We start from the raw sequence: 23620 nt of genomic DNA on the forward strand, positions 1-23620 counted from the left end.
CGACGCAGAGGGCGCCGACCGCGACGAGCCGCGGTCGCCGTCTCCAGCGGATTCGTCTAGAGCTGCTTGTAGACGCTTTCGGCCAGCACCAGCAGGCCCTGCCGCGGCAGCTTGCCGGACAGCGCATAGCCGAAGCCCTGGTCCACCCAGTAGAAGCTGGCGATCCCGGCTTCGTTGGCGAAGCGGAAGGCGGTTTCATCCATGGACTTGGAGTTGGCCCCGTCCACGGCACCGACGTACAGGGTGACGCGCTCGCCGGCCGCGTTCTGGTACATGAACTGCGCGCGGGCGCCGTTCTCACCGGGCAGCAGGCGGCCGCCAACGAGTTCGTAGCCGGTCGCGCTGAGATTGGGGACCTTGAGCTGGCGGTTCAGCCGCTTGGACAGCCATTGCACCAGGTGCTGCTGCTGGGCGGCTTCGACTTCGACCGGGTGCCGGACTTCGGGCATGTAGACCGCATGCGCGGCGACCGCCTGGTGCGCGAAGCTCATGACCGCCGGAGACAGGCCGGTGCGCGCCCGCACGTCCTGGAACTGCACGTGGCCGCCCCAACCGAGCCCGAAGGCAAGCAGGACCGCGGCGGCCATGCCACCCCAGCGCTGCCACTGCGCCAGCCGATTGGTACGGTGGTCCAGCCGCATGGCGGCCTGCAGCAGGTGCGCGGGCACCGGCTCCATCAGCATTTCGGGATGCAGCGTGCGCAGCGCTTGGGCCTGCTGCTTCCACGCACGCACGCGTTCGGCGGCCGCGGTATCCTGGGCGAGCCTGGCTTCCACGGCCGTCCTGCGTGCGGCATCCAGCCGCCCGTCGACGTAGGCGTGGAGTTCGGCTTCCTCGTCGGGCAGCAGGGGAGTTTCGTCCTTCATCTTCGTTCTCATTTCAAGCGCCGCAAGGCCGGAGCGGCTGGCCCGGCGGCAGGGGCGCGCCCATCCATCAGGTCCCGCAGGCGCGCGCGTGCCCGCGAAAGCCGGGACATCACCGTGCCGATCGGCACTCCGGTGATGCGCGCCGCTTCTTCGTATCCAAGATCCTGCAAGGTGACCAGCAGCAGCACCTCACGTTGTTCCGCCGGCAGGCGCAGCAGGCAGCGCTGCAGGTCCATCGCCTGGTCGGGCACGCCCGCCGGCGACTGCAATTCATGGGCGACGTCATCCACGTCCACGTGCTGGCCGGCCTGCTGCCGCACCGCGCGACGGGCCGTGTCGACGAACAGGTTGTGCATCAACGTGAAGAGCCAGGCCCGGAGGTCGCTTCCCGCGGCCCACAGCTGCCACCTTTCGCAGGCCCGCTCGAGCGTGTCCTGCACGAGGTCGTCCGCCATCCAGGAGTCGCCCGTGAGGGAGCGGGCGTAGCGGCGAAGGTCGGGGATGTGTCCGACCAGGCTGTTGGAGGCGGAAGGGGTGGCCATGGTGCCAAGCCTATCCGAGAGCGGCCGGACGCGAAACAGGAGCTTCCGGCCAGACGTCGAGCACCATCGCGTCGATCCGCATGATCTGCCGTACCGCGTGCAGTTCGCCCCGGTCCTCCGTCAGCGCCTGCAGCAAAGGGCGCCTCAGCTCGCACAGTTCGCCGAGCGTGCGGCAGCCGCCGATGGCTTCCGCCAGCACGGTGGCGCGACTGCCACGCAGGGAGGCGGCGAGGCGCAGCATGGCTTCGTGCACGGGGTCGCCGTCCACATCCACGTTGCGGACGCTCACCTGCCATCCCGGCGCGTCGAAGCGAGCCTGGAACGAGGAGGAGAAGGGGAAAAAGGCCACGCTCAGGGACGGGCGAGGTGCCAGACGTTGTTGACGCCGTCGCCCGTGCGATCGCCAGACTTGGTGTCCTTGACCCAGAAGTAGACCGGCTTGCCCTTGTACGCCCACTGGCGGCTGCCGTCGTCGCGGGTGACGATGCTCCAGTCGCCGGAGGCGCTGTCGCTGGTGCTTGCCATCAGGGGCGGCCAATTGGCGGCGCACGGCCCATTGCACGCCGACTTTCCGGAGCCCATGGCGTCGCGGTCGAAGGTGTACAAGGTCATGCCGTTCGCGCCGACGAACACGCCGTCAGCGACTTTGGCGGGGGCGGGTGCCGTCATCGAGGCGCACGCGGTGAGCAGGGAGGCGAGGGCAAGGGCGGCGATGCGAGGGCTCATGGGGTTTTTCTCCTTGGGGGTGGGCTTCACCTCCATGAACGCGCCCACGGTTGGGTTTATTCCCCGCGCCGCCCATCGGGGATCAGCGGTGCCGCTCCTTCATCGCCCTTTCGACCTCGCGCTTGCCCTCGCGGTCCTTGATCGTGTCGCGCTTGTCATGTTCGGCCTTGCCCTTGGCCAACGCGATTTCGCACTTGACCTTGCCCGCTTTCCAGTACAGCTGGATCGGGACCAGCGTATAGCCCTTTTGCTCCACCTTGCCGACCAGGCGCCGGATCTCGTCCTTGTGCATCAGGAGCTTCTTCGTGCGCGCGGAGTCGGGATTGACGTGGGTGGACGCCGTCTTCAGAGGGTTGATCAGGCAGCCGATCAGGTACAGCTCGCCGTTGCGGATCACCACATACCCGTCGGTGAGCTGGGCCTTTCCCTCGCGGGCCGCCTTGACCTCCCAGCCTTCCAGGACCATGCCGGCCTCGAACCGCTCCTCGAAGAAGTAGTTGAAGGCGGCTTTCTTGTTGTCGGCAATGCGGGCGGGGGTTTCTTTTTTCTTTGTCGTCATGGGCTGACAGATGGGCCCGGCAACGGCTCTCTACAATCCCGCGCGGGACCGCAATTCTCCATGAAAACAGTCCATAAGTCCGTGCTCATCTGGTACAGCGCCGAGGAGATGTTCGCGCTGGTCACCGACGTGGCGAAGTACTGCGAGTTCCTGCCCTGGTGCGACCGTGCCTCCGTACTGGAAGTCGCGCCGGACGTCATGAAAGCCGAAATCGGCATCGCGTTCTCCGGCATCCACCAGACCTTCACGACGCGCAACACGCAAGTGCCCGGTCGCGAGGTGCGCATGAAGCTTCTGGAGGGCCCGTTCTCCAACCTCGATGGGTGCTGGAAGTTCGAGCCGTTGGGGGGAGCGGGGCAGCGCGCCTGCAAGGTGACGCTGGAACTCCAGTACGCGTTCAAGAGCGCGGCGCTCGCCGCACTGGTGGGGCCGGTGTTCGACCGCATTGCCGGCAGCATGGTGGATGCATTCGTCAAGCGCGCCGAACAGGTGTATGGCTGACACCATGCCGCGCGTGACGGTCATGTATTCGCCGGGCCCGCGACGTATCCTGGAGTGGGTGCTGGAAGTGCCCGTAGGCGCCTCCGTGCGGGACGCGATCCTGGCCAGTGGCTTCGGCGAAGCTTGCCCCGGCCTGGATGCGCAGGACGTGGGCATCTGGGGACGCCGTTGCACGCCCGCGGAACCGGTCCGCGAAGGCGACCGCGTGGAAATCTACCGTGGACTGCTGGTCGATCCCAAGGTGGCGCGACGGGAGCGATTCACGAAGCAGGGGGCGCGGGCCGCGGGCTTGTTCGCCAAGCGGCGACCGGGTGCCAAGCCCGGTTACTGAGGCGACTGGCAGTCGCGGGCGATGACCTGGTCGAGGACCTTCATCTCCGCGGCGCGCTGGCTGTCGTCCAGGATCTCGCGCTCGCCCTTGTCGTTCATGCGCGAGAGCCGCACGCCGGACTCGTAGTTGGCCCGGCTCGTTTTCGCGCGGCTGCAGTTCTCCGCACGCGCCGCCGCGACCTTGGCTTCCTCGGCCTTCTTCTTGTCCGCTTCCGCGGCTTCGGCCTGCTTCTTCCTGTCCTCCAGCGCTTTGTCCTTGCCGGCCGGCTTCGGCAGGCTGGCCGGCGCGGCGGCAGGTGCGGCGGCCACCGTCGGCACGGCCGCGGAGCTGCCTCGCATGCCTGGCTGCTTCAAGACGCGGTCCGGGGCCACGTCCGGCGGCGGCGGCTGGTCGCTGAAGACCTTGCGGCCGCCCTTGTCCAGCCACATCCACTGGGCCGAAGCCGCGAGCGGCACGGAACACACGAGGGCGAGCAAGGCGATGCGGGCAGCTTTCATCTTTTCAGTGTAGCCCGGCCATTCGCAGCGAGCGTTGCGGCGATGGCTTCACCGTGGCGCGCAAGCCCCACGAGGGTCGTGCAAAAGTGCACGCGGGTACAATTCTTCTTTTGGAGCTCTCACAATGCGCCTTCTCGGAAAAGCGCTCACCTTCGACGACGTGTTGCTGGTGCCGGCGTTCTCCCAGGTCCTTCCCAAGGACACTTCCCTCTCCACCCAGTTCTCCCGCAACATCCAGCTGAACCTGCCACTGGTGTCCGCAGCGATGGACACGGTGACGGAGGCGCGCCTGGCGATCGCCATCGCCCAGGAAGGCGGGATCGGCATCGTCCACAAGAACCTCACGCCGCAGCAGCAGGCCGCCGAAGTGGCGCGCGTCAAGCGCTACGAATCGGGCGTGCTGCGCGACCCGGTCGTGATCACGCCCGAGCACACCGTGCGGCAGGTGATCGCGATGCAGGAGCAGCTGGGCATCTCCGGCTTTCCCGTGCTCGATGGCGGCAAGGTCGTGGGCATCGTCACCGGACGCGACCTTCGCTTCGAGACGCGTTATGACGTTCCGGTGAGCCAGATCATGACCCCGCGGGACAAGCTGATCACCGTCCGCGAGGGGACGAGCGCCGCCGAGGCGAAAGCGCTACTGAACAAGCACAAGCTGGAACGCCTGCTGGTGATCAACGACGGTTTCGAGCTGAAGGGCCTGATCACCGTCAAGGACATCACCAAGCAGACCAGCTTTCCCAATGCGGCCCGCGATGCCAGCGGCCGCCTGCGCGTGGGCGCGGCGGTGGGTGTCGGCGAGGGCACCGAAGAGCGCGTGGAAGCGCTGGTCAAGGCCGGCGTCGATGCCATCGTGGTGGACACGGCCCATGGCCACAGCAAGGGCGTGATCGACCGTGTGCGCTGGGTCAAGCAGAACTACCCGCAGGTGGACGTGATCGGCGGCAACATCGCCACCGGGTCAGCCGCCCGCGCGCTGGTGGAGGCGGGCGCCGATGCGGTGAAGGTCGGGATCGGTCCCGGCTCCATCTGCACGACGCGCATCGTCGCCGGGGTCGGCGTGCCGCAGATCACGGCCATCGACAACGTCGCCACCGCGCTGGCGGGCAGCGGCGTTCCCCTGATCGGCGATGGGGGCGTGCGCTACTCGGGCGACATCGCCAAGGCGATCGCCGCCGGTGCGAGCACCGTCATGATGGGCGGGATGTTCGCCGGCACCGAGGAGGCGCCCGGCGAAATCGTGCTGTACCAGGGCCGCAGCTACAAGAGCTACCGCGGCATGGGCTCCATCGGCGCCATGCAGCAAGGCAGCGCGGATCGGTACTTCCAGGAAGCCACCACGGGCAACCCGAACGCGGACAAGCTGGTGCCGGAAGGCATCGAGGGGCGCGTCCCGTACAAGGGCTCCCTCGTGTCGATCGTGTACCAGCTTGCTGGCGGCGTGCGCGCTGCCATGGGCTACTGCGGCTGCGGGAACATCGAGGAGATGCGGCAGCGCGCGGAATTCGTGCAGATCACGGCGGCAGGCATGCGCGAAAGCCACGTGCACGACGTGCAGATCACCAAGGAAGCGCCGAACTACCGCGCGGACTGAACGACGGCATCCCAGAAAAGGGCCAGATTAATCTGGCCCTTTTCGTTGGTCTTGGCTACAATATGGCCAGATTACAAGCCAGTCGAGCCAGAATATGCTGACGGTTCCCATCCACCAAGCCAAGAGCCAGCTGTCCGAACTGATCCGCGCCGTCGAGCAGGGCGAGGAGGTGGTCCTGACGCGGCATGGCAAGCGCGTCATCCGGCTGATCAAGGAGCCCGAGACCGAACAGCCCAGCATCGAGGCGCGACGGCAGGCCATCCTGGCCGAACTGGAAGCTCTGCGGTTCAAGGTGGGTTCAGCCGGTCCGGCGTTCCAGGACCTGTGGGAAAAACACAAGCACGAGGGCGGCGCCCGCGGCGGCGCCTGGACCGACGACCCGAAGGGCGCGCGTGCTGGTCGTTGATGCCTCCGCTTTCGCAAGCTGGGCCTTCCCTGACCAGTCCGGGGACAAGGTCTCGCAGGCCCTGATCCGCGTGATGACCGAGGAGGAAAGCGCCACCAGCGCGGCGATCTTCCCGCTCGAGGCACTGCATGCCGCGGGACTCGCCCTCACCCGCGGCCGCTTCACGCCGAGCGCCCACCAGCACGTGCTGCGCCTGCTCAGCCGCCTGCCGGTGTCCCTGGCTCCCCTGCGCGTCTCGCCGCTGGAGTTCTGGAACTGGTCGCAGTCGCTGGAACTCACCCCTTACGACGCTGCGTACCTGAAGGTCGCGCTGGACCTCAAAGCCCCTCTCGTCACGATGGACCGCGCCTTGCAGCGCGCCTGCCTCAAGCTCGAACATCCCCTGATCACCGACCTGGCCTGACCATGCAACACGACAAGATCCTCATCCTCGACTTCGGCTCCCAGGTCACCCAGCTGATCGCCCGCCGCGTGCGCGAGGCGCACGTGTACTCGGAAGTCCATCCTTGCGACGTGAGCGACGAGTGGGTGCGAAAGTACGCCGCGGACGGCAGGCTGAAGGGCGTGATCCTCTCCGGCAGCCACGCGAGCGTGTACGAGGAATCCACCGACAAGGCGCCCCAGGCGGTGTTCGAGCTGGGGGTGCCGGTGCTGGGCATCTGCTACGGCATGCAGACCATGGCCCACCAGCTCGGAGGCAAGGTCGAAAGCGGCCACCAACGCGAGTTCGGCTTTGCCGCCGTGCGCGCCCGCGGACATACGGAGCTGCTGCGCGACATCGCCGACTACACCACCGCCGAAGGCCACGGCATGCTCAACGTGTGGATGTCGCACGGCGACAAGGTGGTCGAGATGCCGCCCGGGTTCCGGCTCATGGCCTCCACTGAAAGCTGCCCGATCGCCGGGATGGCGGACGAGAACCGCCGCTTCTATGCCGTGCAGTTCCACCCGGAGGTGACGCACACCGTGCAGGGCCACGCCATCCTCGAACGGTTCGTGCGGGGAATCTGCCAGGCACGGCCGGACTGGGTGATGCGCGACCACATCGCCGAGGCCGTGGAGGCCATCCGCAAGCAGGTCGGTGACGAGGAGGTGATCCTGGGCCTGTCCGGCGGCGTGGATTCCTCGGTGGCCGCCGCCCTGATCCACCGCGCCATCGGCGACCAGCTCACCTGCGTGTTCGTCGACCACGGCCTGCTGCGCCTGGACGAGGGCGACATGGTGATGGACATGTTCGCCGGCAAGCTGCACGCGAAGGTGATCCGCGTCGACGCCGCCGACCTCTTCCTCGGAAAGCTGGCCGGCGTGAGCGATCCCGAGGCCAAGCGCAAGATCATCGGCGGCCTGTTCGTCGACGTGTTCAAGGCCGAGGCCGCCCGGATCAAGCAGACGCATGCCCGCCACGTCGCGTGGCTGGCGCAAGGCACGATCTACCCGGACGTGATCGAGTCGGGTGGCGCCAAGAGCAAGAAGGCCGTCACCATCAAGAGCCACCACAACGTCGGCGGCCTCCCGGAGCAGCTGGGCCTGAAACTGCTGGAGCCGTTGCGCGACCTGTTCAAGGACGAAGTGCGCGAGCTGGGCGTGGCGCTCGGCCTGCCGCCGGAGATGGTGTACCGCCATCCCTTCCCGGGCCCCGGCCTGGGGGTGCGGATCCTGGGCGAGGTCAAGAAGGACTATGCCGAACTGCTGCGCCGCGCTGACGCCATCTTCATCCAGGAACTGCGCAACTTCCGCGACGAGCGCACGGGCAAGAGCTGGTACGACCTCACCAGCCAGGCCTTCACGGTGTTCCTGCCGGTCAAGAGCGTGGGCGTGATGGGCGACGGCCGGACCTACGACTACGTGGTGGCGCTGCGCGCCGTGCAGACCAGCGACTTCATGACGGCGGACTGGGCGGAGCTGCCCTATGCGCTGCTGAAGAAGGTCTCCAGCCGCATCATCAACGAGGTCCGCGGCATCAACCGCGTCACCTACGACGTGAGCAGCAAGCCGCCCGCGACCATCGAGTGGGAGTGAGCATGGGCGGGGGCGAACCCGTCCATGCACAATGGCAGCCATGTACCAGCCGCCGCAATTCCGCTCGGAGGATGCTGCGCTCGCCGCCGAACTGATGCGCGGGCACCCCTTCGCGAGCCTGATCTCCAATGACGACACCGGGTTCCCCTTCGTCACGCACCTGCCGCTGCACCTGGAGGAGCGCGAGGGCCGCTTCGTGCTGCTGGGGCATTGCGCCAAGCCCAATCCGCACTGGCGCTACCTGCAGGCGCGGCCCGAGGCGCTGGTCACCTTCATGGGGCCGCACGCCTACCTTTCGCCCAAGGTCTATCCCGACCTGCAGCGGGTTCCCTCCTGGAACTACCTCACCGTGCATTGCCGCGTGCAGGCCCGCCTCGTCGAAGACCCGCTGGCCAAGGACCGGCTGCTGAAGAAGCTGATTGGCGACCACGAGCCCTCGTACGCGGAGCAATGGCAAGGCCTCGGCGAGGAATTCGCGCACAAGATGCTGGCGGGCATCGTCGGCTTCGAGCTGGACGTGCAGCAGTGGTCCTGCAAGCTGAAGCTGAACCAGCACCGGCCAGAGGCCCATGCGCGGATGCGGGCTGGCTACGCTGACGGAGACGACAACCATCGGGAGCTCGCCGCGTGGATGCAGCGGCTGGGCATGGAGGGGAAGTGATGCGCGCAGTCTTTACGGTGCTCGGCCTGGTGGTGGTGCTGGCGGTCGTCGGCGTGCTGGCGAAGAGGCAGCTGGGCGAAGGCGTCGCGCCGAAGGACGCGGCCACGGTGGAGGGCGTGGCGGTGCCTGCGGGAACGCCGCAACAGCAGGTGCAGCAGTTCCAGAAAGCCGCGGAAAGCGCCATGCAGCAGCCGCGGCCCATGCCCGACGAAACCAAGTGAACCCGGCGGCCGCGCGCGACCAACGCTTCATGCGCGAGGCGCTGGCGCAGGCGCAGCTGGCGCTGGAGGTGGGCGAAGTCCCCGTGGGCGCGGTGGTCGTGCATGGCGATGCCGTCGTCGGCCGCGGCCACAATGCGCCGGTCTCCAGCCACGATCCGACGGCGCACGCCGAGATGCGCGCCCTGCGGGCCGCGGCGCGTACGCTGGGCAACTACCGCCTGGACGGCTGCGAGTTGTTCGTGACCCTCGAACCCTGCGCCATGTGCAGCGGCGCGATGCTGCATGCCCGGCTGGCTCGTGTCGTGTATGCCGCAGCGGATCCGAAGACCGGCGCGGCCGGATCCATCGTCGACCTGTTCGGGCAGCAGAGGCTGAACCACCAGACGGCCCTCACGGGCGGCGTGCTGGCCGCGGAGTGCGGGGCGCTGCTCACCACTTTCTTCCGCCAACGCCGCCAGGAGGCCCGCATGAACGCCCAACCGCTGCGCGAGGACGCCGTCCGCACGCCCGAGGAACGCTTCCACGACCTGCCAGATTACCCCTGGGCCCCGCACTACCTGAACGACCTGCCTTCCCTCTCGGGACTGCGGATGCACTACCTGGACGAAGGTCAGAAGGAGGCGCCGATCACCTGGTTGTGCCTGCACGGCAACCCCGGATGGAGCTACCTGTACCGGCGGATGATCCCCGAGTTCCTGGGGGCCGGAGGGCGCGTGGTCGCCCCGGACCTGGTCGGCTTCGGCAAGAGCGACAAGCCGAAGCGGGAGGCATCGCACACCTTCGAGTGGCACCGGCAGGTGCTGCTGGAATTCGTCGAGCGGCTCGACCTGCGCAACATCGTGCTCGTGGTGCAGGACTGGGGCGGTTTGCTGGGCCTGACGCTGCCGATGGAGGATCCCCAGCGCTACCGCGGGCTGCTCGTGATGAACACGGCCCTGGGCACCGGCGACGCGCCCTTGTCGCCCGGCTTCCTCGCCTGGCGGGACATGTGCGCCAAGAACCCCGAGTTCGACGTGGCGCGCCTGTTCGCCCGCGGCAATCCGCACCTGCGCCCCGAGGAATGCGCCGCGTACGCCGCGCCATTCCCGGACAGCGGACATCGCGCCGCGCTCCGTGCCTTTCCCGCCATGGTGCCGGACCGGCCGGATGCCAACGGCGCCGCGGTGTCGCGCCAGGCGCGCGAGTTCCTCTCGCAGCGCTGGGAGGGACGGACGCTGATGGCCATCGGCGCGCAGGACCCCGTGCTCGGGGCCCCCGTGATGGAGGCGCTGCGCGCGCAGATCCGCGGCTGTCCCGAGCCGATCGTGCTGCCGCAGGCCGGGCATTTCGTTCAGGAGCATGGCGGGGAGATCGCGCGCAAGGCGGTGGGATACTTCCGCCCGTGAATTCCCGACGCATCTACATCTATTCCCCCTCCAGCGCCGTGCGCAACAAGGCCGCCGTGCGGCGCGGCATCGCCCGCCTCAAGGCGCTGGGCCACGAGGTCGAACTCGATCCCGCCGTGTTCGACACCCACATGCGCTTCGCCGGCGACGACGAGACGCGGCTGGCGGCCATCGGGCGCGCCGCCGCCAGTGGCGCCGACGTTGCCATCATCACGCGTGGCGGCTATGGCCTGACGCGCCTGCTGCCCCAGCTGCCGTACAAGGCAATCGCCAAGGCGATCGACCGCGGCATGCAGTTCGTCGGCCTCAGCGATTTCACTGCGTTCCAGAATGCCGTGGTGGCCGAGACCGGCCGCGTCACCTGGGCCGGCCCCGCGGTCGGCGAGGACTTCGGCATCGAGTCCGAGCCGGACGACATCATGCAGGCCTGCTTCGAGGACCTCGTGAGCGGGCAGGGCGAGGGCGCGGGCTGGCAGCTGCCGGCCGCCGAAGCCCAGGCGAGCGCGTGGCAGGACAAGGGTGTGCTCTGGGGCGGCAACCTGGCCATCGTCGCCGCGCTCGCCGGCACGCCCTGGATGCCCAAGGTGAAGGGCGGCATCCTGTTCCTCGAGGACGTCCACGAACATCCCTATCGCATCGAACGCATGCTCACGCAGCTGCTCTACGCGGGCATCCTGCAGAAGCAGAAGGCGATCGTTCTCGGGCATTTCACCAACTGGTTGCCGGTGCCGCACGACAAGGGGTTCAAGCTCAAGACGGTGCTGGAGTGGCTACGCACGCAGGTGAAGGTGCCCGTCCTCACCGGCCTGCCGTTCGGCCACGTTCCCACCAAGGTGTGCCTGCCCGTGGGCGCCAAGGTGACCCTGGCGGTCGAAGGCCGCGATGCCTTCCTGCTGTGGGGTCACCGGCACTGAGCCGGATTGAAAAAAAGCGCGGACATGCCGCGCTTGTTGCTGGATCGCGCGGGTGCTCAGCCCATGAGGGAGCTGGACCGGGCGTTCAGGCTGCCGGGCAACAGGCCGTCGAACAGCCGGGTGATCTGCTGGATCCGATGGCGGGCCTCTGCCTCGCCGTGGGTGGCCGCCAGGGCCGCCAGGACATCGCCGCGCAGGTACCACAGGGCCTGGATGTCGTTCGCGTAACGCACGCGCCGGGTGATGTTGGCGAACTGCTTGGAACCGGATTCGCCCATCAGGCCGAGCATGGCTTCCCGGATGTCCTCGGTGCCCGACTCCAGCACGGATTCACTGGGAGCGACCGGATTGCCGAGCATTCCGTAGATGCTGTTGCGAAGAGTGCCTTTGAACCAGCTCATGACCATCGATCTCCAACGACTGTTTTTGTGCGTGCAAGGACGATCGAAGTTATTCCCTTTGGCCTAGCCTGACAAGACCAAAGCGTGACCGAGTTCACGCGACGGCGCACTGAAACAGCGGAAGCGGTGACGAAAAGCGACCCGGCAGTGCCGCTCGTCTATTGCTGTAAGTGGCAGTAACAAAACTGCTGTCGGGTTCAGCGCGGAATCGACAGACCTGCCGCCAACTTCCGGGTCCGGCCGTCAGTCCCCCTGTAGCTCGCTCGACCGCACGGCCAGCACCGGCACCGGCGCGAGGCGCAGGACCTGCTCGGCGCCGCTGCCCAGGAGGACCCGGCCGACACCGCGCCGGCCATGGGTGCCGACCACCACCAGGTCCGCTTCCCAGGCGCGGGCCTCTTCGGCGACGACCTCGCCCAGCCGGGCGCCGACACCTTCGACCAGCTTGGTTTCGACGGGCACGCCGGCGGACTTCGCGAACTCGGTCGCGTCCTGCAGCACCTTGGATGCGTAGTCCCGGGCCAGCTGGATCAGGTCGCCGCTGACTTCGAATCCGCTCAGGTAGGCGAGTTCGTCCAGGGTGTGGATGATGCGGACGCGCCCGCCGCTTTCGCGCGCCATCTGCAGGGCGGCCACGAGGGCCTTGTTGGATGTTTCACTGCCGTCCACCGGCACGAGGATGCGCTTGTACATGGATTCTCCTTGGGGCTTGCGAGAGGGCAATCTCCATGGTGGTCCTCTCCCGGGCGCACGCGCTTGAGCGGGATCAACCAGGGCCCGACTTGGCCGAGGCCCTAGGAATCGTCCTAGGCGCCCTCGGCCGCCAGGCCATCCGCATTCGGAGTTCTCCGAGCCTCCGATTCAGCCGGCACCGATGTTGCGCCGGCCTGCCTTCCACGAAGATCACCCCATGATTTCGAACGGCTCCATCAAGGTGTTTCTCGCCGACGACTCGGTCCAGATCCGGCAGCGGGTGAACGCGCTGCTGTCCACCGCCGACATCGACGTGGTGGGCGAGGCGGCCACGCCCGACACCTGCATCTCCGGCATCCTGCAGGCGCATCCCGATGTCGTCGTGCTGGATGTCCAGCTCGAGGGCGGCAGCGGCCTGCAGGTGCTCAAGGCGGTGCGCTCCGCCGACCCCCAGGTCGCCTTCGTCGTCTTCAGCAACAACTCCGCGCCCGCCTACCGCAAGCGGTACCTGGGCGAGGGCGCGGTGCGCTTCCTCGACAAGAGCACCGAATTCGACCAGCTAGCGCAGGCCGTCGCCACCGCCGGCCGCCGCTCCGTTCACTGAGACACCAAGAGGAAGAGGGAACCACCATGCAAGCCACGCAACGTGCCACCGCCACCGCGCCCCTGCACTTCATTGCCCGCCAGCAGCAGCCCACCGACATCGATGGCAACCCGGCGCCGCTGAAGACGCAGTGCTCCACCTGCCACCTGAAGGACCTCTGCCTGCCCTGCGGCCTGAACGGCTCGGACGTGGAACGGCTGGATGGCCTCAAGTTCGCCCGTCGCCGGGTGAAGGAAGGCCAGGCGCTGTACCACGAAGGCGAGAAGTTCCAGTTCATCTATGCCGTGCGCAGCGGCACCTTCAAGTCGCACATGACGCTCAAGGACGGCCGCGAGCAGGTGACGGGCTTCCAGATGGCCGGCGAGCTGCTGGGGCTCGATGGCCTGGCCGCCGGCAAGCACGCCAGCAGCGCCGTCGCCCTGGAAGACGCCGAGATCTGCGCCATCCCCTATGCCCACCTGAGCGAGGTGGCCACCGGCAGTCCCGAACTGCAGCACGTGATCTCCCGGCTCATGAGCCGCGAGATCGTGCGCGAGCACAGCCTGATGATGCTTCTGGGCAGCATGAACGCCGAGGAGCGCCTGGCCGCCTTTCTTCTGAACATCTCCCAGCGCATGAAGGCCCGCGGCTACTCGGCCAGCGAGTTCCACCTGCGCATGTCGCGTGCCGAGATCGGCAGCTACCTGGGCATGAAGCTGGAAACGGTCAGCCGCACCTTCTCCGCCTTCGCCCACCAGCGCCTGCTGGAAGTCGACAAGAAACACGTCCGCCTCACCGATCTCGACGGCCTGCAGCAGGCGTTCGACCTCCGGGTGCAGTAAAACACGGGGTGTGAAGTTCAAGGACTACTACGCGGCACTCGGCGTGCCGCGGGACGCCGATCCCGAGGCCATCAAGAAGGCCTATCGCAAACTCGCGCGCCAGCACCACCCGGATGTCTCCAAGGATCCGGGTGCCGAGGCGCGCTTCAAGGACGTGGCCGAAGCCTACGCGACGCTCAAGGACCCGGAAAAGCGCACTGCCTACGATGCGCTCGGCACCCGCCGCAGCGGCGAGGACTTCAGTCCGCCTCCGCAGTGGCAGCATGATTTCGGCGGCGGCGGGCTGGACGACCTCGACCTGGCCGACCTTCTCGACGCGCTCGCGCGCGGTCGCGGCGGCCGTGGCCGCGCCCATTCCGTGCCCCTGCGCGGACACGACTACGAAACCGGCGTGCGCCTGTCGCTGGAAGACGCGCATCGCGGCACCACGGTCAACCTGGATGTCGAACACGAGGACGGGACGCGCACGCTGGCCGTCACGGTGCCGCCCGGCGTGACCGATGGCCAACGGCTGCGCCTGCGGGGGAAGGGCGGTCCCGGCCGCCACGGAGGGCCCGCCGGGGACATCTACCTGCACATCCAGCTCGCGCCGCACCCGGTGTTCCGCGCCGACGGGCACGACCTCGTGTTCGACCTGCCGCTGGCCCCATGGGAGGCGGCGCTGGGAGCCGATGTGGAGGTCCGGACCCTGGACGACCCGGTCATCCTGACCGTGCCCCGCGGGACCCAGTCCGGGCGTAAGCTGCGCCTGCGTGGACGCGGGCTGGCCAATGGCCACGGCGGGCGCGGCGACCTGTACGCGCTGGTGCGCATCGAGGTGCCGGCCAGTCTCACCGAACGGGAGCGCGAGCTGTTCGAGGAGCTTTCCCGTGTCTCGCGATTCGACCCGCGCGCCACCGTCGCCAAGGAATCCGGCCATGGTCACTGACGCCCCTGACGCCTCCTGGCTCGACCCCCAGCGCCTCATCGACCCGGCGGAGCTGGCGCACATGTGCAGCCTCACCGTGACCGAGCTGGACGAGCTGGTCGAGTACGGATCGCTGATGCCCATGGTGGGCGAGGGCAGCGTGCGCCAGTTCAGCGCCGCCTGCGTGGTGCCCCTGCGCGAGGCAGTGCGCCTGCGCGGACTCTACGACCTGGACCTGTTCACGGTGAGCCTGCTGCTTGGCTACCTGCAGCGCATCGTGCACCTGGAACACCAGCTGCGCGCGCTCCAGGCCCACCTGCCGCACGGCCAGCAGCTGCCGCGCGAGGGTCCCACGCCCTGGCGCGAGCCGCACTCCTGATCACCGAGCCGCGCGACCCAGACGGCGCATGGTGTCGAACCATGCCTGGGCGCGCGCGGTCGACAGCTGGCCCACGCCTCCGATCAGGGTGGCCTTCACGGGCGCGATGCCGACGAAATTCAGCACGTTGCGCCGCAGCGACCGGATGCTGTGGGCGGCAAAGTACCAGCGGTAGACGAAGGCCGGCATGCCCATCGTCACCACCAGCCGGGCCGAGCGCCCGCGCAGGCCCTTGTTGGTGAAGGCATTGCGGTCGTCGGCGCCGAACGCGAAGCCCGGCCGCGCCACCTGCTCGAGGAAGCCCTTGAGCAGCGCCGGCATGTCCCCGAGCCACAGCGGAAAGACGATCACGAGGTGCTGGGCCCACGCGATGTCCTGCTGCGCGGCGGCAAGTGCCGCCGGCACCGGCTCCTTGTCCCAGGCCTGCTGGCTGCGCAGCAGGGGAAACTCCAGCCGGGCGATTTCCAGCACCCGCAGTTCGTGCCCCTGCGTCCGCGCTCCCTCGGCGTAGGCCTCGGCCAGCACGTGGCACAGGTGGCGTTCGGACGCATCGGGATGCGCCTGCAGGATCAGGATGCGTGTCACGCGAGGAACGGGCGGATGCCTTCGGCCAGCAGCTCCGCCACCGGGATGGCGTTGCTGGGATGCGGCACCGTGTCGCAGCTGGCGAAGCGCGCCACGCCGGCGCGGTGCAGCATGTCCAGGGCCGCGGCGTCCAGCAGCGCATGCACGGCGATCGCCACGGGCCGGCCCCAGCCGGCGCCCCGCAGCACGTGGGCGGCGCCGGCCAGGGTGTGGCCGCTGGAGACGATGTCGTCCAGCAGCACCGGCGTGCGGCCCGCGTGGTCCACGCCCGCCGGCAGGTGCACGTGCACGTCGCGGTCACCGCGGCGCTCCTTGCGCATCGTCACCCAGGGCGCGCCGATGCGGCCGGCGACGTCGGCGACCCATTGCTCGCTTTCGCTGTCCGGGCCGACCAGGATGGGCTGGGTCACCTCCCGCCGCAGCCACTGCGCGACGGCCGGCGCGGAGGCCACCACGCTGCTGGGAATGCCGTAGATCGCGTCGAGGTCCGGCCAGCGGTGCAGGTGCGGATCCACCGTGACCAGGAAATCCACCGTGGACGACAGCAGGCGCGCATAGCTGCGCGAGGTGATGGCTTCCCCGGGACGGAAGCGGTCGTCCTGGCGCATGTACGGCAGGTAGGGCGCGACCAGCCCGACCTGCTGCGCCCCGAGTTCACGTGCGGCGTCGGCGGCGAACACCAGCGCCAGCGTCTTGTCGTCGGGCCGGTCGAGGTGGTCAACGAGCAGGACACGCAGCCCGGCCACGGACGTGCGCAGCCGCACCACGACCTCGCCGTCGGGAAACCGGTGCGCCTCCACCGTGCTCGCGGCGCAATGCAGCTGCTGCGCCAGGGTTTCAGCCAGGACTTCGGCGCCCGGCAGCGCCAGGATGAGGCTGTTCATGCGTCCTCGCTGACGTGGATCGTCTCCGACTGCACGGAGGCGTAGTCCAGAGCGTAAGCCAGTTCGCCCGGCGTGTCCGCGTACAGGCTGAACAGCGGCTGGCCGCGCTCCACGAAGTCGCCGACGCGCACGTGCAGGTCGATGCCCGCCCCCGGGTCACCCGGCGCGCCGGCCAGCTTGGCGATCCGCGCGAGCCGGCGGTTGTCGATCCCCAGGACGCAGCCGCTGCGCAATGCCGGCACCTGGTGGCGGCAGGCGGCCGGCACCGGCGTCCGCATGCCGCCCTGCGCCTCGCAGATCTCCTGGAACTTGCGCCAGGCGCGGCCGTCCGCCAGCACCGCTTGAGCGACCGCGGCGCCGGCGCCTTCCGGCGCCACGCCCCCCATTTCCAGCAGGTGGCCTGCCAGCAGCAGGGAGCGCTGCGCCAGGTCGGCCGGCGCAGCGGCTTCGTTGCGCAGCACGGCCAGCACATCGCGCGCTTCCAGCGCGGGCCCGATGCCGAAGCCCACCGGTGCGCTGCCATCGGTCTGCACGACCCGCAGCTTCAGGCCGATGGCATGGGCGGTGGACTGGAGCTGGTGCGCCAGAACGTTCGCCGCCTCGTGGCTGCGTACCTTGGCGGTGGGCCCCACGGGGATATCGATCAGCACGTGGGTGGAACCGGCAGCCGATTTCTTCGACAGAACCGAGGCCACCAGCTGCCCCTGGCTGTCGAGATCGAGCGGACGTTCGACGCGGATCAGGATGTCGTCGGCCGGGCTGAGCCGCACCGCGCCGCCCCAGACGATGCAGCCGCCCGTGCGCTCGACCACGCGGCGGATCGCCGCAACGTCCAGGGCCACCGGCGCCACGGTTTCCATCGTGTCGGCCGTGCCGGCGGGCGAGGTGATCGCACGGGACGAGGTCTTGGGCATGCGCAGCCCGCAGGCCGCGACGATGGGGACCACGATCATCGTGGTGCGGTTGCCCGGCAGGCCGCCCACGCAGTGCTTGTCCAGCACCAGGCCCGGGCCCCAGTCCATCCGTTCGCCCACGTCCACCATGGCGCGGGTCAGCGCCACCGTTTCGTCCAGGTCCAGGCGTTCGCCGGCGCAGGCCGTCACGAAGGCCGCCAGCTGCAGTTCGGAATAGCGGCCGGCCGCGACGTCCTCGATCACGGCGCGTAGCGCGGTGGCCGTGAGCTTGCGGCCGTAGACCTTGGCGCGCACGTGCCCCAGCGATTCGAGCGGGGCCGGGTGCCGCAGCGTCACCGAGGCTCCCTCGGGCGCTCCCAACAGGCGCCAGGCAGCTTCGGAGACTCCGGCATCGCCGACGTCCAGGAAGCTGCCGTGGACCACGTTGAGCGTCGCCACCACGGTGCGGCCGTCCACGTGCAGCTCCACCCGCGATTGCGCTTCGAAGCCTTCGGAGCGGCATACGGGGCAGTCGCGGTGCATGTAGAGCACCGGTTCCTGGTAGGTGTCGATGCCCAGCCGCCGCAGGCGCAGCGTAGCCGGGGGAAGGTGGCCAGAGCTCGTTGCGTCCATGGCCACAGTATGGAACCGTGTCCGCCGGACAGGGTCAGCAGGCAGGGCGCGAGGCGATCCGGTTGCGCAGCGCGTGGAGCCACAGCGCCGCGCGCTCGCGGGCACCGTGCCGCTCGGCCAGGAGCTCGGCTTCCAGGACGTTGAATGCCAGGCGCAGGGCGCCCAGCAGGTCCGCCGCCGTGGCCATACCTTCCGCGACCGGCCCGTCGCCCACCTGCGCTTCCAGTCGCACGGCGTAGGCCAGGCCGCAGCTCGCCTGCGGCGGCGGGACGTCCACCCGGACCTCCCAGCCGGTGACGCCGGGGTGCAGGTTGCGCAGCGTGCGGATGCGCCGGCGCGCGGCGATTTCGGCCGGCCGCGACGGCGCCATGCCGCTGAAAATGAAATTCACGATGTCCTGCACGGGGTGTCTCCTCGGTATGTAGGGTTCGCCGCTGGCTGCGCCGCCATCAGGCCGCCTGGTGTTCCACGTCGCCACCGCGCATGCCCACCAGGGTTTCCATGTTCCGGCGCGCGGCGTCGAAGGCGTCGCGCAGCGCCACGTAGACGTCCTCATCGTGCACCCGGGTGAAGGCCACCTCCTGCCGGGGCAGGATGACCTCGACACGCACGGCGAACGGCCGGCCCTGGGTGTCTGGCGCGTGCTGCTGCTGGACCGTCACGCGCCACGCGGTCACGTCGGGGCACAGACTCTCCAGATGGCCGATGCGCGCATGCACGGCGGACTCCACGGCCTCGGAGGGTTTGAGGCCGATGAATCGCAGGTCGAGGGGCAGCTTCATTGTGTTTATTGGGGTTCCCGCAGTAACGATGAACCACGCCGGAGACGATTTGATTGAGCTTGCTCAACTGAAACGAAGGTGTCCATGTTCATGGGATCCTCCATTAGGAGGAAGCAGGGGGTGGACAGGGGATGCGCGCGGCGCTGCTGCCGGCCATGGCGCTTGACGCCCGCCGTTGGCGCGCAAGTTCGGAGGGTGTACGGTACGGACTGGCGCCAGGTGGCGGCGCCAGGCAACGTGGAGGACAAGCGATGTTCGATGACCGCAGGGATGCCGGCGAGCAACTCGCGCGGGCACTGGACGGCTACCGGGGCCAGCACCCGCTGGTGCTGGCCATCCCCCGGGGCGCCGTTCCCATTGGCGCCATCCTCGCGCAGCGGCTCGGCGGCGAACTGGACCTGGTGCTGGTGCGCAAGCTGCACGCGCCCGGCGCTCCCGAATTCGCGATCGGATCGGTGGACGAGACCGGTTGGGTCTACCTGGCGCCGCATGCCGGCTCGTTCGGGGCGAGCCCGGCCTATGTCGAGGAGCAGAAGGCCGCGCAGCTGCAGGAGCTGGCCCGCCGCCGCGAGCGCTACACGCCGGGCCGCACCCGCATCGACGCCGCCGGCCGCACCGTGATCGTGGTGGACGACGGCCTGGCGACCGGCGCCACCATGGTCGCGGCGCTGCACGCCGTGCGCCAGGCCCAGCCCGCCCGGCTGGTGTGCGCGGTGCCGGTGGCATCGCCCGAAAGCGTGCAACTGGTGGGCGCGTACGCAGACGACGTGGTCTGCCTGGAGGCGCCCGGGCACTTCGCCGCCGTCGGCCAGTTCTACCGCTCTTTTCCCCAGCTGGAAGACGAGGAGGTGGTTGCCCTCCTGCGCCAGTCGCAGCAGGCGCGGGGGACCGGCGCGGCCTGATGCGTTACTTCGACGTCTGCAACGGCGATGCCGATGGCCTGTGCGCGCTGCAGCAGCTGCGGCTGGCGCAGCCGCGCGAGGCGCACCTGGTGACGGGACCCAAGCGCGACATTGCCCTGCTGGACCGCGTGCCCGCCGGGGCCGGCGACACGGTGACCGTGCTGGACATCTCGCTGCACCGCAATCGCGCCGCCTTGCTCGAGCTGCTGGCGCGGGGTGCCTCCGTGGAGTACTTCGACCACCATTTCGCCGGCGAGGTGCCGCTGCATCCGCTGCTGCGCGCCCACCTCGATCCTTCCCCGGACGTCTGCACCAGCCTGCTGGTGGATCGGCACCTGTGCGGCGCCCACCGGCGCTGGGCCGTGGTCGGCGCGTTCGGCGACAACCTGCCGGACGCGGCGGGCCAGCTGGCACGGCAGTGCGGGCTGGCCGAGGGCGAGGTCCTCACGCTCCGCGCGCTGGGCGAGGCGATCAACTACAACGCGTATGGCGACGCCGAATGCGACCTGCTGGTGCCGCCGGCGCGCCTGGCCGGACTGCTGCGGCCCTATGCCGATCCCCTGGCGTTCGCCCGGGGCGAGGCCGTGGCGGCCCAGCTGGTCGACAACCAGGCAGCGGACCTCGAGTTGGCCTGGCGCGTGCCCGCAGACCGCGAATTGCCTGGTGCGGCGATCTACCTGCTGCCGGACGCCCCGTGGGCGCGCCGGGTCCAGGGCGTCTTCGCCAATGCCCTGAGCCAACGCGAGCCGGAGCGGGCCCACGCGATCCTGAGGGCCATCGGGGACGCCGGCTTCCTGGTCAGCGTGCGCGCGCCGCGCAGCCGGCCGCACGGGGCGGACGCACTGTGCCGGGGCTTCGGCACCGGCGGGGGACGCGCCTCGGCGGCCGGCATCGACTGCCTGCCGCGCGACCGCCTGGATGAGTTCACCGCGGCCCTGGACCGTTCCTTTCCGGCTTGACCTTTCTCAACCCAGGGTTGCCGATCCGTCCTATCTTGTATGGATGGACATCTTTCGCACCCTGGCTGCGGCCTGCGTTTTCGCGCTGCTCGCGCCCGCTGCCGTCGAGGCCGCGGGCGCGCTGGGCCCCGAACCGCTGCGCTCCCGGCACACGAACCTTGCTCCCCAGCTGGCCAACAACGCCTTCGGCGGTCCGCTGGTGCTGCAGTCGGAGGAAAACGCGCGCCGCATCGACGGCGAAGTGTTCGCGGTGCTCGAACACCCGTTCCCCACCGTCGCCGCTGCCCTGGCGGATGTGGGGCAGTGGTGCGAGATCCTGATCCTGCACCTGAACACCAAGTACTGCCGCCGCGTCGAGACGCAGGGAACGACGCGGCTGGACATGCGGGTGGGCAAGAAGGGTCCGCAGTCGCCCGACGCCGCCTCCAAGCTCCTCTTCAACTGGCGGCCGCCGACGCAGCGCGAAGACTACCTGCTCGTGCAGATGGAGGCCCCCGAGGGCCCCTACGACACGCGCGAGTACCGGTTGATGGTGGAGGCCGTCCCGCTGGACGCCGGCCACACCTTCCTGCACATGGGGTATGCCCTGAGCTATGGGGCCACCAGCGACTTCGCCATGGGCCTTTACCTGGGCACCATCGCCCGGGACAAGGTGGGCTTCACGAAGGCCAAGGATGCCAAAACGGGGGAGACCGCCTTCGTCGGCGGCCAGCGCGGCGTCGCGGAGCGCAACACCATGCGCTACTACCTCGCGATCGACGCCTACCTGGACTCGCTGAAGGCGCCGCCTGCGCAGCAGCTGGAAAACCGGTTGCAGGCCTGGTTCGACGCCACGGAACGCTATCCCCGGCAGTTGCACGAGGTCGAGCGGGACGCCTACTTGAGCATGAAACGCGACGAAGTCCAGCGCCAAGCGGCCGTCCGCTGAATGCGCGACAATGGCCGCGGCTGAGGCAAAGCATCAATCAGGCCGCGCTTGACGAAGATCAAGCCGGGCGCCCAGCCGATTGCAAATACTCGGCGAAGGATTTGATCGTTTCAGGTCCATCAGAGAAGATCCTATTTCACAACCATCCTGGAGGAATCCATGAAAAAGACCCTGCTGACCATCAGTCTCCTGCTGGCTTCGATGCTGGCTGTCAATGCCTACGCTCAGAAGGCAGCACCCGGCGAGGACCGTGCCGCTCCGGCTGCTTCGGCGTCCAAGGAAGAAAAGGCCGCCGCGAAGGACGCCCGCAAGACGGAAGGCGCCAAGGCCGCCAAGTCCGGCGCCGAGAGCGACAAGCCCAGCACCACGGCCAGCAAGAAGACCACCAAGGCCGAGAAGGATGCCGCCAAGGCCAAGCGCAAGACCGAAGGCGCCGAAGCAGCCAAGGCTCCGAAGAAGGGTGAAGCCCAGTAAAGCCCTGAGCGCATCACGCTCGGTGGAAAAAGGCGGACTTCGGTCCGCCTTTTTCATTCCGCGATCCGCAGCGCCTGCTCTTGCGATTGCAGCGGTTCGGCGCTGCGGGCCAGGCTTTCGAGCACCGTGACGTCCGCTTCCGAGGCATCGCCGCGCCGCTGCGCCAGCCGCTCGCGCAGCACGTCCAGCGGGGCCTCGCAATCGAGGATGGAGAACGCCACGCCCAGCGCGCCGGCCAGGTCCCGGGCGGCCTGGCGCTCGCCGGCGCGCAGGAACGCGGCGTCGAGCACCACCGGCCAGCCGGCCCGCAGCGCCAGCCGCGCCAGCGAGAACAGGCGCTCGTAGGTGCGTTGCGTCGCGTCGCCTCCGTAGATCGCGATGCCCTGGCTGCGTGAATCCGCCAGCGGCGCGAGCCCGAACAGGCGCTTGCGCTCGACGTCCGAGCGGATGCGCAGGCCGCCATGGGCCTGAAGCCAGCGTTGCGAGCGCCAGGTCTTGCCCGACCCCGGCAGGCCATGCGTGATCACGAGCACAGGCGGCGCCGGCCGCGTCCACGCGAGCGCCTGCAGAGCGTACCGACGCCCGGCCTCATCGCCCCGCAGCTTCCCCACCGTCGCACGCACGAGCGCGCGGTACACCAGGCACAAACGCAGTCCGGGCACGCCTTCGTACTCGCCCGTGCGTTCCAGCCAGGCATTGATGAAGCGCGCCGCCAGCTCCGGCAAGCCGTGCGCTTCCAGGTCCATCTGCGTGAACGCGGCGTCCTCGATCACGTCGATGCAGCGCAGGCCGGCGTCGAACTCCACGCAGTCGAAGGCGGCCACCTCGCCGCCCGATTCGAGCAGGTTGGCCAGGTGCAGGTCGCCATGGCACTCGCGCGCATGGCCGCCAGCGCGACGCGCGCGCCAGAGCGGATCCACGTCCGCCGCCGCGCGGCCGATCCACGCTTGCAGGTCGCCGCGATCCTGCTCGCTGAACCAGTCGGCGGACCCATCGAGTGCGGCCAGGGCGCGCTGGGAAAGGGGCGCCGCATCAGCCGCATCGCATGCGGGAGCGGCCAGGTGGAAAGTGGCGAGCCTGTCGGCAAGCCGGTCGATGTCGTACTCGCCCAGCGTGCCCGCTCGCGCGCGTTCGCTGAACAGGCTGCCATCGGGGAAGCGGCGCATCCGGACGGCGTGGTCCAGGACCGGCCCGTCGCCATCGAACTCGGGATGGGCGAGCGTGCCGGTGACGCGCGAAACGCCGAGGTAGATCGAAGGCGCGAGCCGCTGGTTCAGCCGCACCTCCTCCTCGCAGAAGTGCTGGCGCAGTGCGGGCGTGGAGTAGTCCAGGAAAGGCAGGCGCAGCGGCTTCTTCAGCTTGTACGCGAGCCGCGGCAGCAGCAGGATCCAGGAGATGTGCGTCTCGATCAGCTGGGCGCCCAGCGTCCGCGCGAGTTGGCGGACCAGGGCAGCGGCGTCGGCGTAGGCGGCATCCATGGGATCGCGAGTGATTGTGGAGGGGTCGGGGATTCTTGTTGACGGGGGTCAAGTGGGGCCGGCTGCGGCCGCCCT

32 protein-coding genes are annotated in these 23620 nt (G+C 69.0%); 18 read left to right on the forward strand and 14 right to left on the reverse strand.

What is annotated here, in order from left to right; all coding sequences use genetic code 11:
• Positions 1-56: 56 nt before the first annotated feature.
• From AC1DSA_RS14350 to smpB, 5 genes are all read right to left on the reverse strand, one after another.
• The gene (locus AC1DSA_RS14350) at positions 57-866 is read right to left on the reverse strand and encodes an anti-sigma factor family protein (protein ID WP_477890266.1); all 810 of its coding nucleotides are present in this window, start codon (positions 864-866) and stop codon (positions 57-59) included.
• Between the two features lie 8 nt (positions 867-874).
• Positions 875-1408: a sigma-70 family RNA polymerase sigma factor gene (locus tag AC1DSA_RS14355; protein ID WP_477890268.1), complete on the reverse strand. Its 534-nt coding sequence runs from the start codon at positions 1406-1408 to the stop codon at positions 875-877.
• A gap of 10 nt (positions 1409-1418) precedes the next feature.
• Positions 1419-1757, reverse strand: a complete 339-nt coding sequence (locus AC1DSA_RS14360; RefSeq protein ID WP_477890270.1) for a hypothetical protein — start codon at positions 1755-1757, stop codon at positions 1419-1421.
• Positions 1758-1759: 2 nt separating this feature from the next.
• Positions 1760-2134: a COG4315 family predicted lipoprotein gene (locus AC1DSA_RS14365; RefSeq protein ID WP_477890272.1), complete on the reverse strand. Its 375-nt coding sequence runs from the start codon at positions 2132-2134 to the stop codon at positions 1760-1762.
• Positions 2135-2216: 82 nt separating this feature from the next.
• The gene (gene smpB / locus AC1DSA_RS14370) at positions 2217-2693 is read right to left on the reverse strand and encodes an SsrA-binding protein SmpB (protein WP_477890274.1); all 477 of its coding nucleotides are present in this window, start codon (positions 2691-2693) and stop codon (positions 2217-2219) included.
• Positions 2694-2753: 60 nt separating this feature from the next.
• On the opposite strand from smpB, the gene AC1DSA_RS14375 reads away from it, so the two are divergent.
• Together AC1DSA_RS14375 and AC1DSA_RS14380 are read left to right on the forward strand one after the other, a co-directional pair.
• Positions 2754-3194: a type II toxin-antitoxin system RatA family toxin gene (locus tag AC1DSA_RS14375; protein WP_477890276.1), complete on the forward strand. Its 441-nt coding sequence runs from the start codon at positions 2754-2756 to the stop codon at positions 3192-3194.
• A 4-nt stretch (positions 3195-3198) separates the two neighbouring features.
• The gene (locus tag AC1DSA_RS14380) at positions 3199-3525 is read left to right on the forward strand and encodes an RnfH family protein (protein ID WP_477890382.1); all 327 of its coding nucleotides are present in this window, start codon (positions 3199-3201) and stop codon (positions 3523-3525) included.
• Here AC1DSA_RS14380 and AC1DSA_RS14385 read toward each other — a convergent pair.
• A complete protein-coding gene (locus AC1DSA_RS14385; protein WP_477890278.1) occupies positions 3519-4022 on the reverse strand; it encodes a DUF4124 domain-containing protein in 504 nt (167 codons plus the stop codon). The two genes, AC1DSA_RS14380 and AC1DSA_RS14385, sit on opposite strands and share 7 nt — an antisense overlap.
• Before the next feature lie 124 nt (positions 4023-4146).
• Between AC1DSA_RS14385 and guaB the strand changes: the two genes are divergently transcribed.
• The 8 genes from guaB to AC1DSA_RS14425 all read left to right on the forward strand — a co-directional run bounded on the left by guaB (position 4147) and on the right by AC1DSA_RS14425 (position 11222).
• Entirely contained in the window at positions 4147-5616 is a 1470-nt protein-coding gene (guaB, locus tag AC1DSA_RS14390) for an IMP dehydrogenase (protein ID WP_477890279.1), read from the forward strand.
• A gap of 94 nt (positions 5617-5710) precedes the next feature.
• Positions 5711-6022: a type II toxin-antitoxin system Phd/YefM family antitoxin gene (locus AC1DSA_RS14395; RefSeq protein ID WP_477890281.1), complete on the forward strand. Its 312-nt coding sequence runs from the start codon at positions 5711-5713 to the stop codon at positions 6020-6022.
• Complete coding sequence (locus AC1DSA_RS14400; protein ID WP_477890283.1) at positions 6009-6425, forward strand: type II toxin-antitoxin system VapC family toxin; 417 nt, start codon at positions 6009-6011, stop codon at positions 6423-6425. The genes AC1DSA_RS14395 and AC1DSA_RS14400 overlap by 14 nt, the downstream gene beginning before the upstream one ends.
• 2 nt (positions 6426-6427) lie before the next feature.
• Positions 6428-8041, forward strand: a complete 1614-nt coding sequence (gene guaA / locus AC1DSA_RS14405; RefSeq protein WP_477890285.1) for a glutamine-hydrolyzing GMP synthase — start codon at positions 6428-6430, stop codon at positions 8039-8041.
• A gap of 40 nt (positions 8042-8081) precedes the next feature.
• Complete coding sequence (locus AC1DSA_RS14410) at positions 8082-8702, forward strand: FMN-binding negative transcriptional regulator (protein ID WP_477890287.1); 621 nt, start codon at positions 8082-8084, stop codon at positions 8700-8702.
• Positions 8702-8923 carry a hypothetical protein gene (locus AC1DSA_RS14415; protein ID WP_477890289.1) on the forward strand — a complete coding sequence of 74 codons (222 nt, stop codon included), beginning with the start codon at positions 8702-8704 and terminating at the stop codon, positions 8921-8923. The genes AC1DSA_RS14410 and AC1DSA_RS14415 overlap by 1 nt, the downstream gene beginning before the upstream one ends.
• Positions 8920-10308: a tRNA adenosine(34) deaminase TadA gene (tadA, locus tag AC1DSA_RS14420; protein WP_477890291.1), complete on the forward strand. Its 1389-nt coding sequence runs from the start codon at positions 8920-8922 to the stop codon at positions 10306-10308. Before AC1DSA_RS14415 ends, tadA begins: the two co-directional genes overlap by 4 nt.
• The gene (locus tag AC1DSA_RS14425) at positions 10305-11222 is read left to right on the forward strand and encodes an LD-carboxypeptidase (RefSeq protein ID WP_477890293.1); all 918 of its coding nucleotides are present in this window, start codon (positions 10305-10307) and stop codon (positions 11220-11222) included. Before tadA ends, AC1DSA_RS14425 begins: the two co-directional genes overlap by 4 nt.
• Before the next feature lie 56 nt (positions 11223-11278).
• Here AC1DSA_RS14425 and AC1DSA_RS14430 read toward each other — a convergent pair whose 3' ends face one another.
• The gene (locus tag AC1DSA_RS14430) at positions 11279-11623 is read right to left on the reverse strand and encodes a hypothetical protein (protein ID WP_477890295.1); all 345 of its coding nucleotides are present in this window, start codon (positions 11621-11623) and stop codon (positions 11279-11281) included.
• Positions 11624-11866: 243 nt separating this feature from the next.
• Positions 11867-12316, reverse strand: a complete 450-nt coding sequence (locus AC1DSA_RS14435; RefSeq protein ID WP_477890297.1) for a universal stress protein — start codon at positions 12314-12316, stop codon at positions 11867-11869.
• 217 nt (positions 12317-12533) lie between these two features.
• On the opposite strand from AC1DSA_RS14435, the gene AC1DSA_RS14440 reads away from it, so the two are divergent.
• From AC1DSA_RS14440 to AC1DSA_RS14455, 4 genes are read left to right on the forward strand one after another with little or no spacing between them, the layout of a single operon-like run.
• A complete protein-coding gene (locus tag AC1DSA_RS14440; RefSeq protein WP_477890299.1) occupies positions 12534-12920 on the forward strand; it encodes a response regulator in 387 nt (128 codons plus the stop codon).
• Positions 12921-12946: 26 nt separating this feature from the next.
• The gene (gene fnr / locus AC1DSA_RS14445; RefSeq protein WP_477890301.1) at positions 12947-13741 is read left to right on the forward strand and encodes a fumarate/nitrate reduction transcriptional regulator Fnr; all 795 of its coding nucleotides are present in this window, start codon (positions 12947-12949) and stop codon (positions 13739-13741) included.
• A 10-nt stretch (positions 13742-13751) separates the two neighbouring features.
• On the forward strand, positions 13752-14669 hold the full coding sequence (locus AC1DSA_RS14450) for a DnaJ C-terminal domain-containing protein (RefSeq protein ID WP_477890303.1): 918 nt from the start codon (positions 13752-13754) through the stop codon (positions 14667-14669).
• Positions 14659-15027 carry a chaperone modulator CbpM gene (locus AC1DSA_RS14455; protein ID WP_477890305.1) on the forward strand — a complete coding sequence of 123 codons (369 nt, stop codon included), beginning with the start codon at positions 14659-14661 and terminating at the stop codon, positions 15025-15027. Before AC1DSA_RS14450 ends, AC1DSA_RS14455 begins: the two co-directional genes overlap by 11 nt.
• Here the strand turns inward: AC1DSA_RS14455 and AC1DSA_RS14460 are convergent, their stop codons facing one another.
• The 5 genes from AC1DSA_RS14460 to AC1DSA_RS14480 are packed head-to-tail and all read right to left on the reverse strand — an operon-like array spanning position 15028 to position 18804.
• Positions 15028-15612, reverse strand: coding sequence for an NAD(P)H-dependent oxidoreductase (locus tag AC1DSA_RS14460; protein WP_477890307.1), 585 nt, complete (start codon positions 15610-15612; stop codon positions 15028-15030).
• The gene (locus AC1DSA_RS14465; RefSeq protein WP_477890309.1) at positions 15609-16496 is read right to left on the reverse strand and encodes a ribose-phosphate diphosphokinase; all 888 of its coding nucleotides are present in this window, start codon (positions 16494-16496) and stop codon (positions 15609-15611) included. The genes AC1DSA_RS14460 and AC1DSA_RS14465 overlap by 4 nt, the downstream gene beginning before the upstream one ends.
• Complete coding sequence (locus AC1DSA_RS14470) at positions 16493-18022, reverse strand: thymidine phosphorylase family protein (protein WP_477890311.1); 1530 nt, start codon at positions 18020-18022, stop codon at positions 16493-16495. The genes AC1DSA_RS14465 and AC1DSA_RS14470 overlap by 4 nt, the downstream gene beginning before the upstream one ends.
• 34 nt (positions 18023-18056) lie before the next feature.
• Entirely contained in the window at positions 18057-18425 is a 369-nt protein-coding gene (locus AC1DSA_RS14475; protein WP_477890313.1) for a hypothetical protein, read from the reverse strand.
• A gap of 46 nt (positions 18426-18471) precedes the next feature.
• Positions 18472-18804: an HPF/RaiA family ribosome-associated protein gene (locus tag AC1DSA_RS14480; protein ID WP_477890315.1), complete on the reverse strand. Its 333-nt coding sequence runs from the start codon at positions 18802-18804 to the stop codon at positions 18472-18474.
• A 251-nt stretch (positions 18805-19055) separates the two neighbouring features.
• On the opposite strand from AC1DSA_RS14480, the gene AC1DSA_RS14485 reads away from it, so the two are divergent.
• From AC1DSA_RS14485 to AC1DSA_RS14500, 4 genes are all read left to right on the forward strand, one after another.
• Positions 19056-19706 (forward strand): phosphoribosyltransferase, encoded by a 651-nt coding sequence (locus tag AC1DSA_RS14485; RefSeq protein WP_477890317.1) that lies wholly within the window; start codon positions 19056-19058, stop codon positions 19704-19706.
• The gene (locus tag AC1DSA_RS14490) at positions 19706-20665 is read left to right on the forward strand and encodes an acetyltransferase (protein WP_477890319.1); all 960 of its coding nucleotides are present in this window, start codon (positions 19706-19708) and stop codon (positions 20663-20665) included. Before AC1DSA_RS14485 ends, AC1DSA_RS14490 begins: the two co-directional genes overlap by 1 nt.
• Before the next feature lie 43 nt (positions 20666-20708).
• On the forward strand, positions 20709-21593 hold the full coding sequence (locus AC1DSA_RS14495; protein ID WP_477890321.1) for a hypothetical protein: 885 nt from the start codon (positions 20709-20711) through the stop codon (positions 21591-21593).
• A 159-nt stretch (positions 21594-21752) separates the two neighbouring features.
• Entirely contained in the window at positions 21753-22067 is a 315-nt protein-coding gene (locus AC1DSA_RS14500; RefSeq protein WP_477890322.1) for a hypothetical protein, read from the forward strand.
• A gap of 53 nt (positions 22068-22120) precedes the next feature.
• Here the strand turns inward: AC1DSA_RS14500 and AC1DSA_RS14505 are convergent, their stop codons facing one another.
• Positions 22121-23545, reverse strand: a complete 1425-nt coding sequence (locus AC1DSA_RS14505; protein ID WP_477890324.1) for a bifunctional aminoglycoside phosphotransferase/ATP-binding protein — start codon at positions 23543-23545, stop codon at positions 22121-22123.
• Positions 23546-23620 lie beyond the last annotated feature (75 nt).

It is taken from the genome of Ramlibacter sp. P4_H7 (assembly GCF_056400765.1).

What these genes read in the sequence shown, in the direction of transcription:
- AC1DSA_RS14350 (WP_477890266.1), bottom strand. Translation starts at nt 866, where the DNA reads ATGAAGGACGAAACTCCCCTGCTGCCCGACGAGGAAGCCGAACTCCAC.
- AC1DSA_RS14355 (WP_477890268.1), bottom strand. Translation starts at nt 1,408, where the DNA reads ATGGCCACCCCTTCCGCCTCCAACAGCCTGGTCGGACACATCCCCGAC.
- AC1DSA_RS14365 (WP_477890272.1), bottom strand. Translation starts at nt 2,134, where the DNA reads ATGAGCCCTCGCATCGCCGCCCTTGCCCTCGCCTCCCTGCTCACCGCG.
- smpB (WP_477890274.1), bottom strand. Translation starts at nt 2,693, where the DNA reads ATGACGACAAAGAAAAAAGAAACCCCCGCCCGCATTGCCGACAACAAG.
- AC1DSA_RS14375 (WP_477890276.1), top strand. Translation starts at nt 2,754, where the DNA reads ATGAAAACAGTCCATAAGTCCGTGCTCATCTGGTACAGCGCCGAGGAG.
- AC1DSA_RS14380 (WP_477890382.1), top strand. Translation starts at nt 3,199, where the DNA reads ATGCCGCGCGTGACGGTCATGTATTCGCCGGGCCCGCGACGTATCCTG.
- AC1DSA_RS14385 (WP_477890278.1), bottom strand. Translation starts at nt 4,022, where the DNA reads ATGAAAGCTGCCCGCATCGCCTTGCTCGCCCTCGTGTGTTCCGTGCCG.
- guaB (WP_477890279.1), top strand. Translation starts at nt 4,147, where the DNA reads ATGCGCCTTCTCGGAAAAGCGCTCACCTTCGACGACGTGTTGCTGGTG.
- AC1DSA_RS14395 (WP_477890281.1), top strand. Translation starts at nt 5,711, where the DNA reads ATGCTGACGGTTCCCATCCACCAAGCCAAGAGCCAGCTGTCCGAACTG.
- guaA (WP_477890285.1), top strand. Translation starts at nt 6,428, where the DNA reads ATGCAACACGACAAGATCCTCATCCTCGACTTCGGCTCCCAGGTCACC.
- AC1DSA_RS14410 (WP_477890287.1), top strand. Translation starts at nt 8,082, where the DNA reads ATGTACCAGCCGCCGCAATTCCGCTCGGAGGATGCTGCGCTCGCCGCC.
- AC1DSA_RS14415 (WP_477890289.1), top strand. Translation starts at nt 8,702, where the DNA reads ATGCGCGCAGTCTTTACGGTGCTCGGCCTGGTGGTGGTGCTGGCGGTC.
- AC1DSA_RS14430 (WP_477890295.1), bottom strand. Translation starts at nt 11,623, where the DNA reads ATGAGCTGGTTCAAAGGCACTCTTCGCAACAGCATCTACGGAATGCTC.
- AC1DSA_RS14435 (WP_477890297.1), bottom strand. Translation starts at nt 12,316, where the DNA reads ATGTACAAGCGCATCCTCGTGCCGGTGGACGGCAGTGAAACATCCAAC.
- AC1DSA_RS14440 (WP_477890299.1), top strand. Translation starts at nt 12,534, where the DNA reads ATGATTTCGAACGGCTCCATCAAGGTGTTTCTCGCCGACGACTCGGTC.
- fnr (WP_477890301.1), top strand. Translation starts at nt 12,947, where the DNA reads ATGCAAGCCACGCAACGTGCCACCGCCACCGCGCCCCTGCACTTCATT.
- AC1DSA_RS14455 (WP_477890305.1), top strand. Translation starts at nt 14,659, where the DNA reads ATGGTCACTGACGCCCCTGACGCCTCCTGGCTCGACCCCCAGCGCCTC.
- AC1DSA_RS14465 (WP_477890309.1), bottom strand. Translation starts at nt 16,496, where the DNA reads ATGAACAGCCTCATCCTGGCGCTGCCGGGCGCCGAAGTCCTGGCTGAA.
- AC1DSA_RS14470 (WP_477890311.1), bottom strand. Translation starts at nt 18,022, where the DNA reads ATGGACGCAACGAGCTCTGGCCACCTTCCCCCGGCTACGCTGCGCCTG.
- AC1DSA_RS14480 (WP_477890315.1), bottom strand. Translation starts at nt 18,804, where the DNA reads ATGAAGCTGCCCCTCGACCTGCGATTCATCGGCCTCAAACCCTCCGAG.
- AC1DSA_RS14485 (WP_477890317.1), top strand. Translation starts at nt 19,056, where the DNA reads ATGTTCGATGACCGCAGGGATGCCGGCGAGCAACTCGCGCGGGCACTG.
- AC1DSA_RS14490 (WP_477890319.1), top strand. Translation starts at nt 19,706, where the DNA reads ATGCGTTACTTCGACGTCTGCAACGGCGATGCCGATGGCCTGTGCGCG.
- AC1DSA_RS14495 (WP_477890321.1), top strand. Translation starts at nt 20,709, where the DNA reads ATGGACATCTTTCGCACCCTGGCTGCGGCCTGCGTTTTCGCGCTGCTC.
- AC1DSA_RS14500 (WP_477890322.1), top strand. Translation starts at nt 21,753, where the DNA reads ATGAAAAAGACCCTGCTGACCATCAGTCTCCTGCTGGCTTCGATGCTG.
- AC1DSA_RS14505 (WP_477890324.1), bottom strand. Translation starts at nt 23,545, where the DNA reads ATGGATGCCGCCTACGCCGACGCCGCTGCCCTGGTCCGCCAACTCGCG.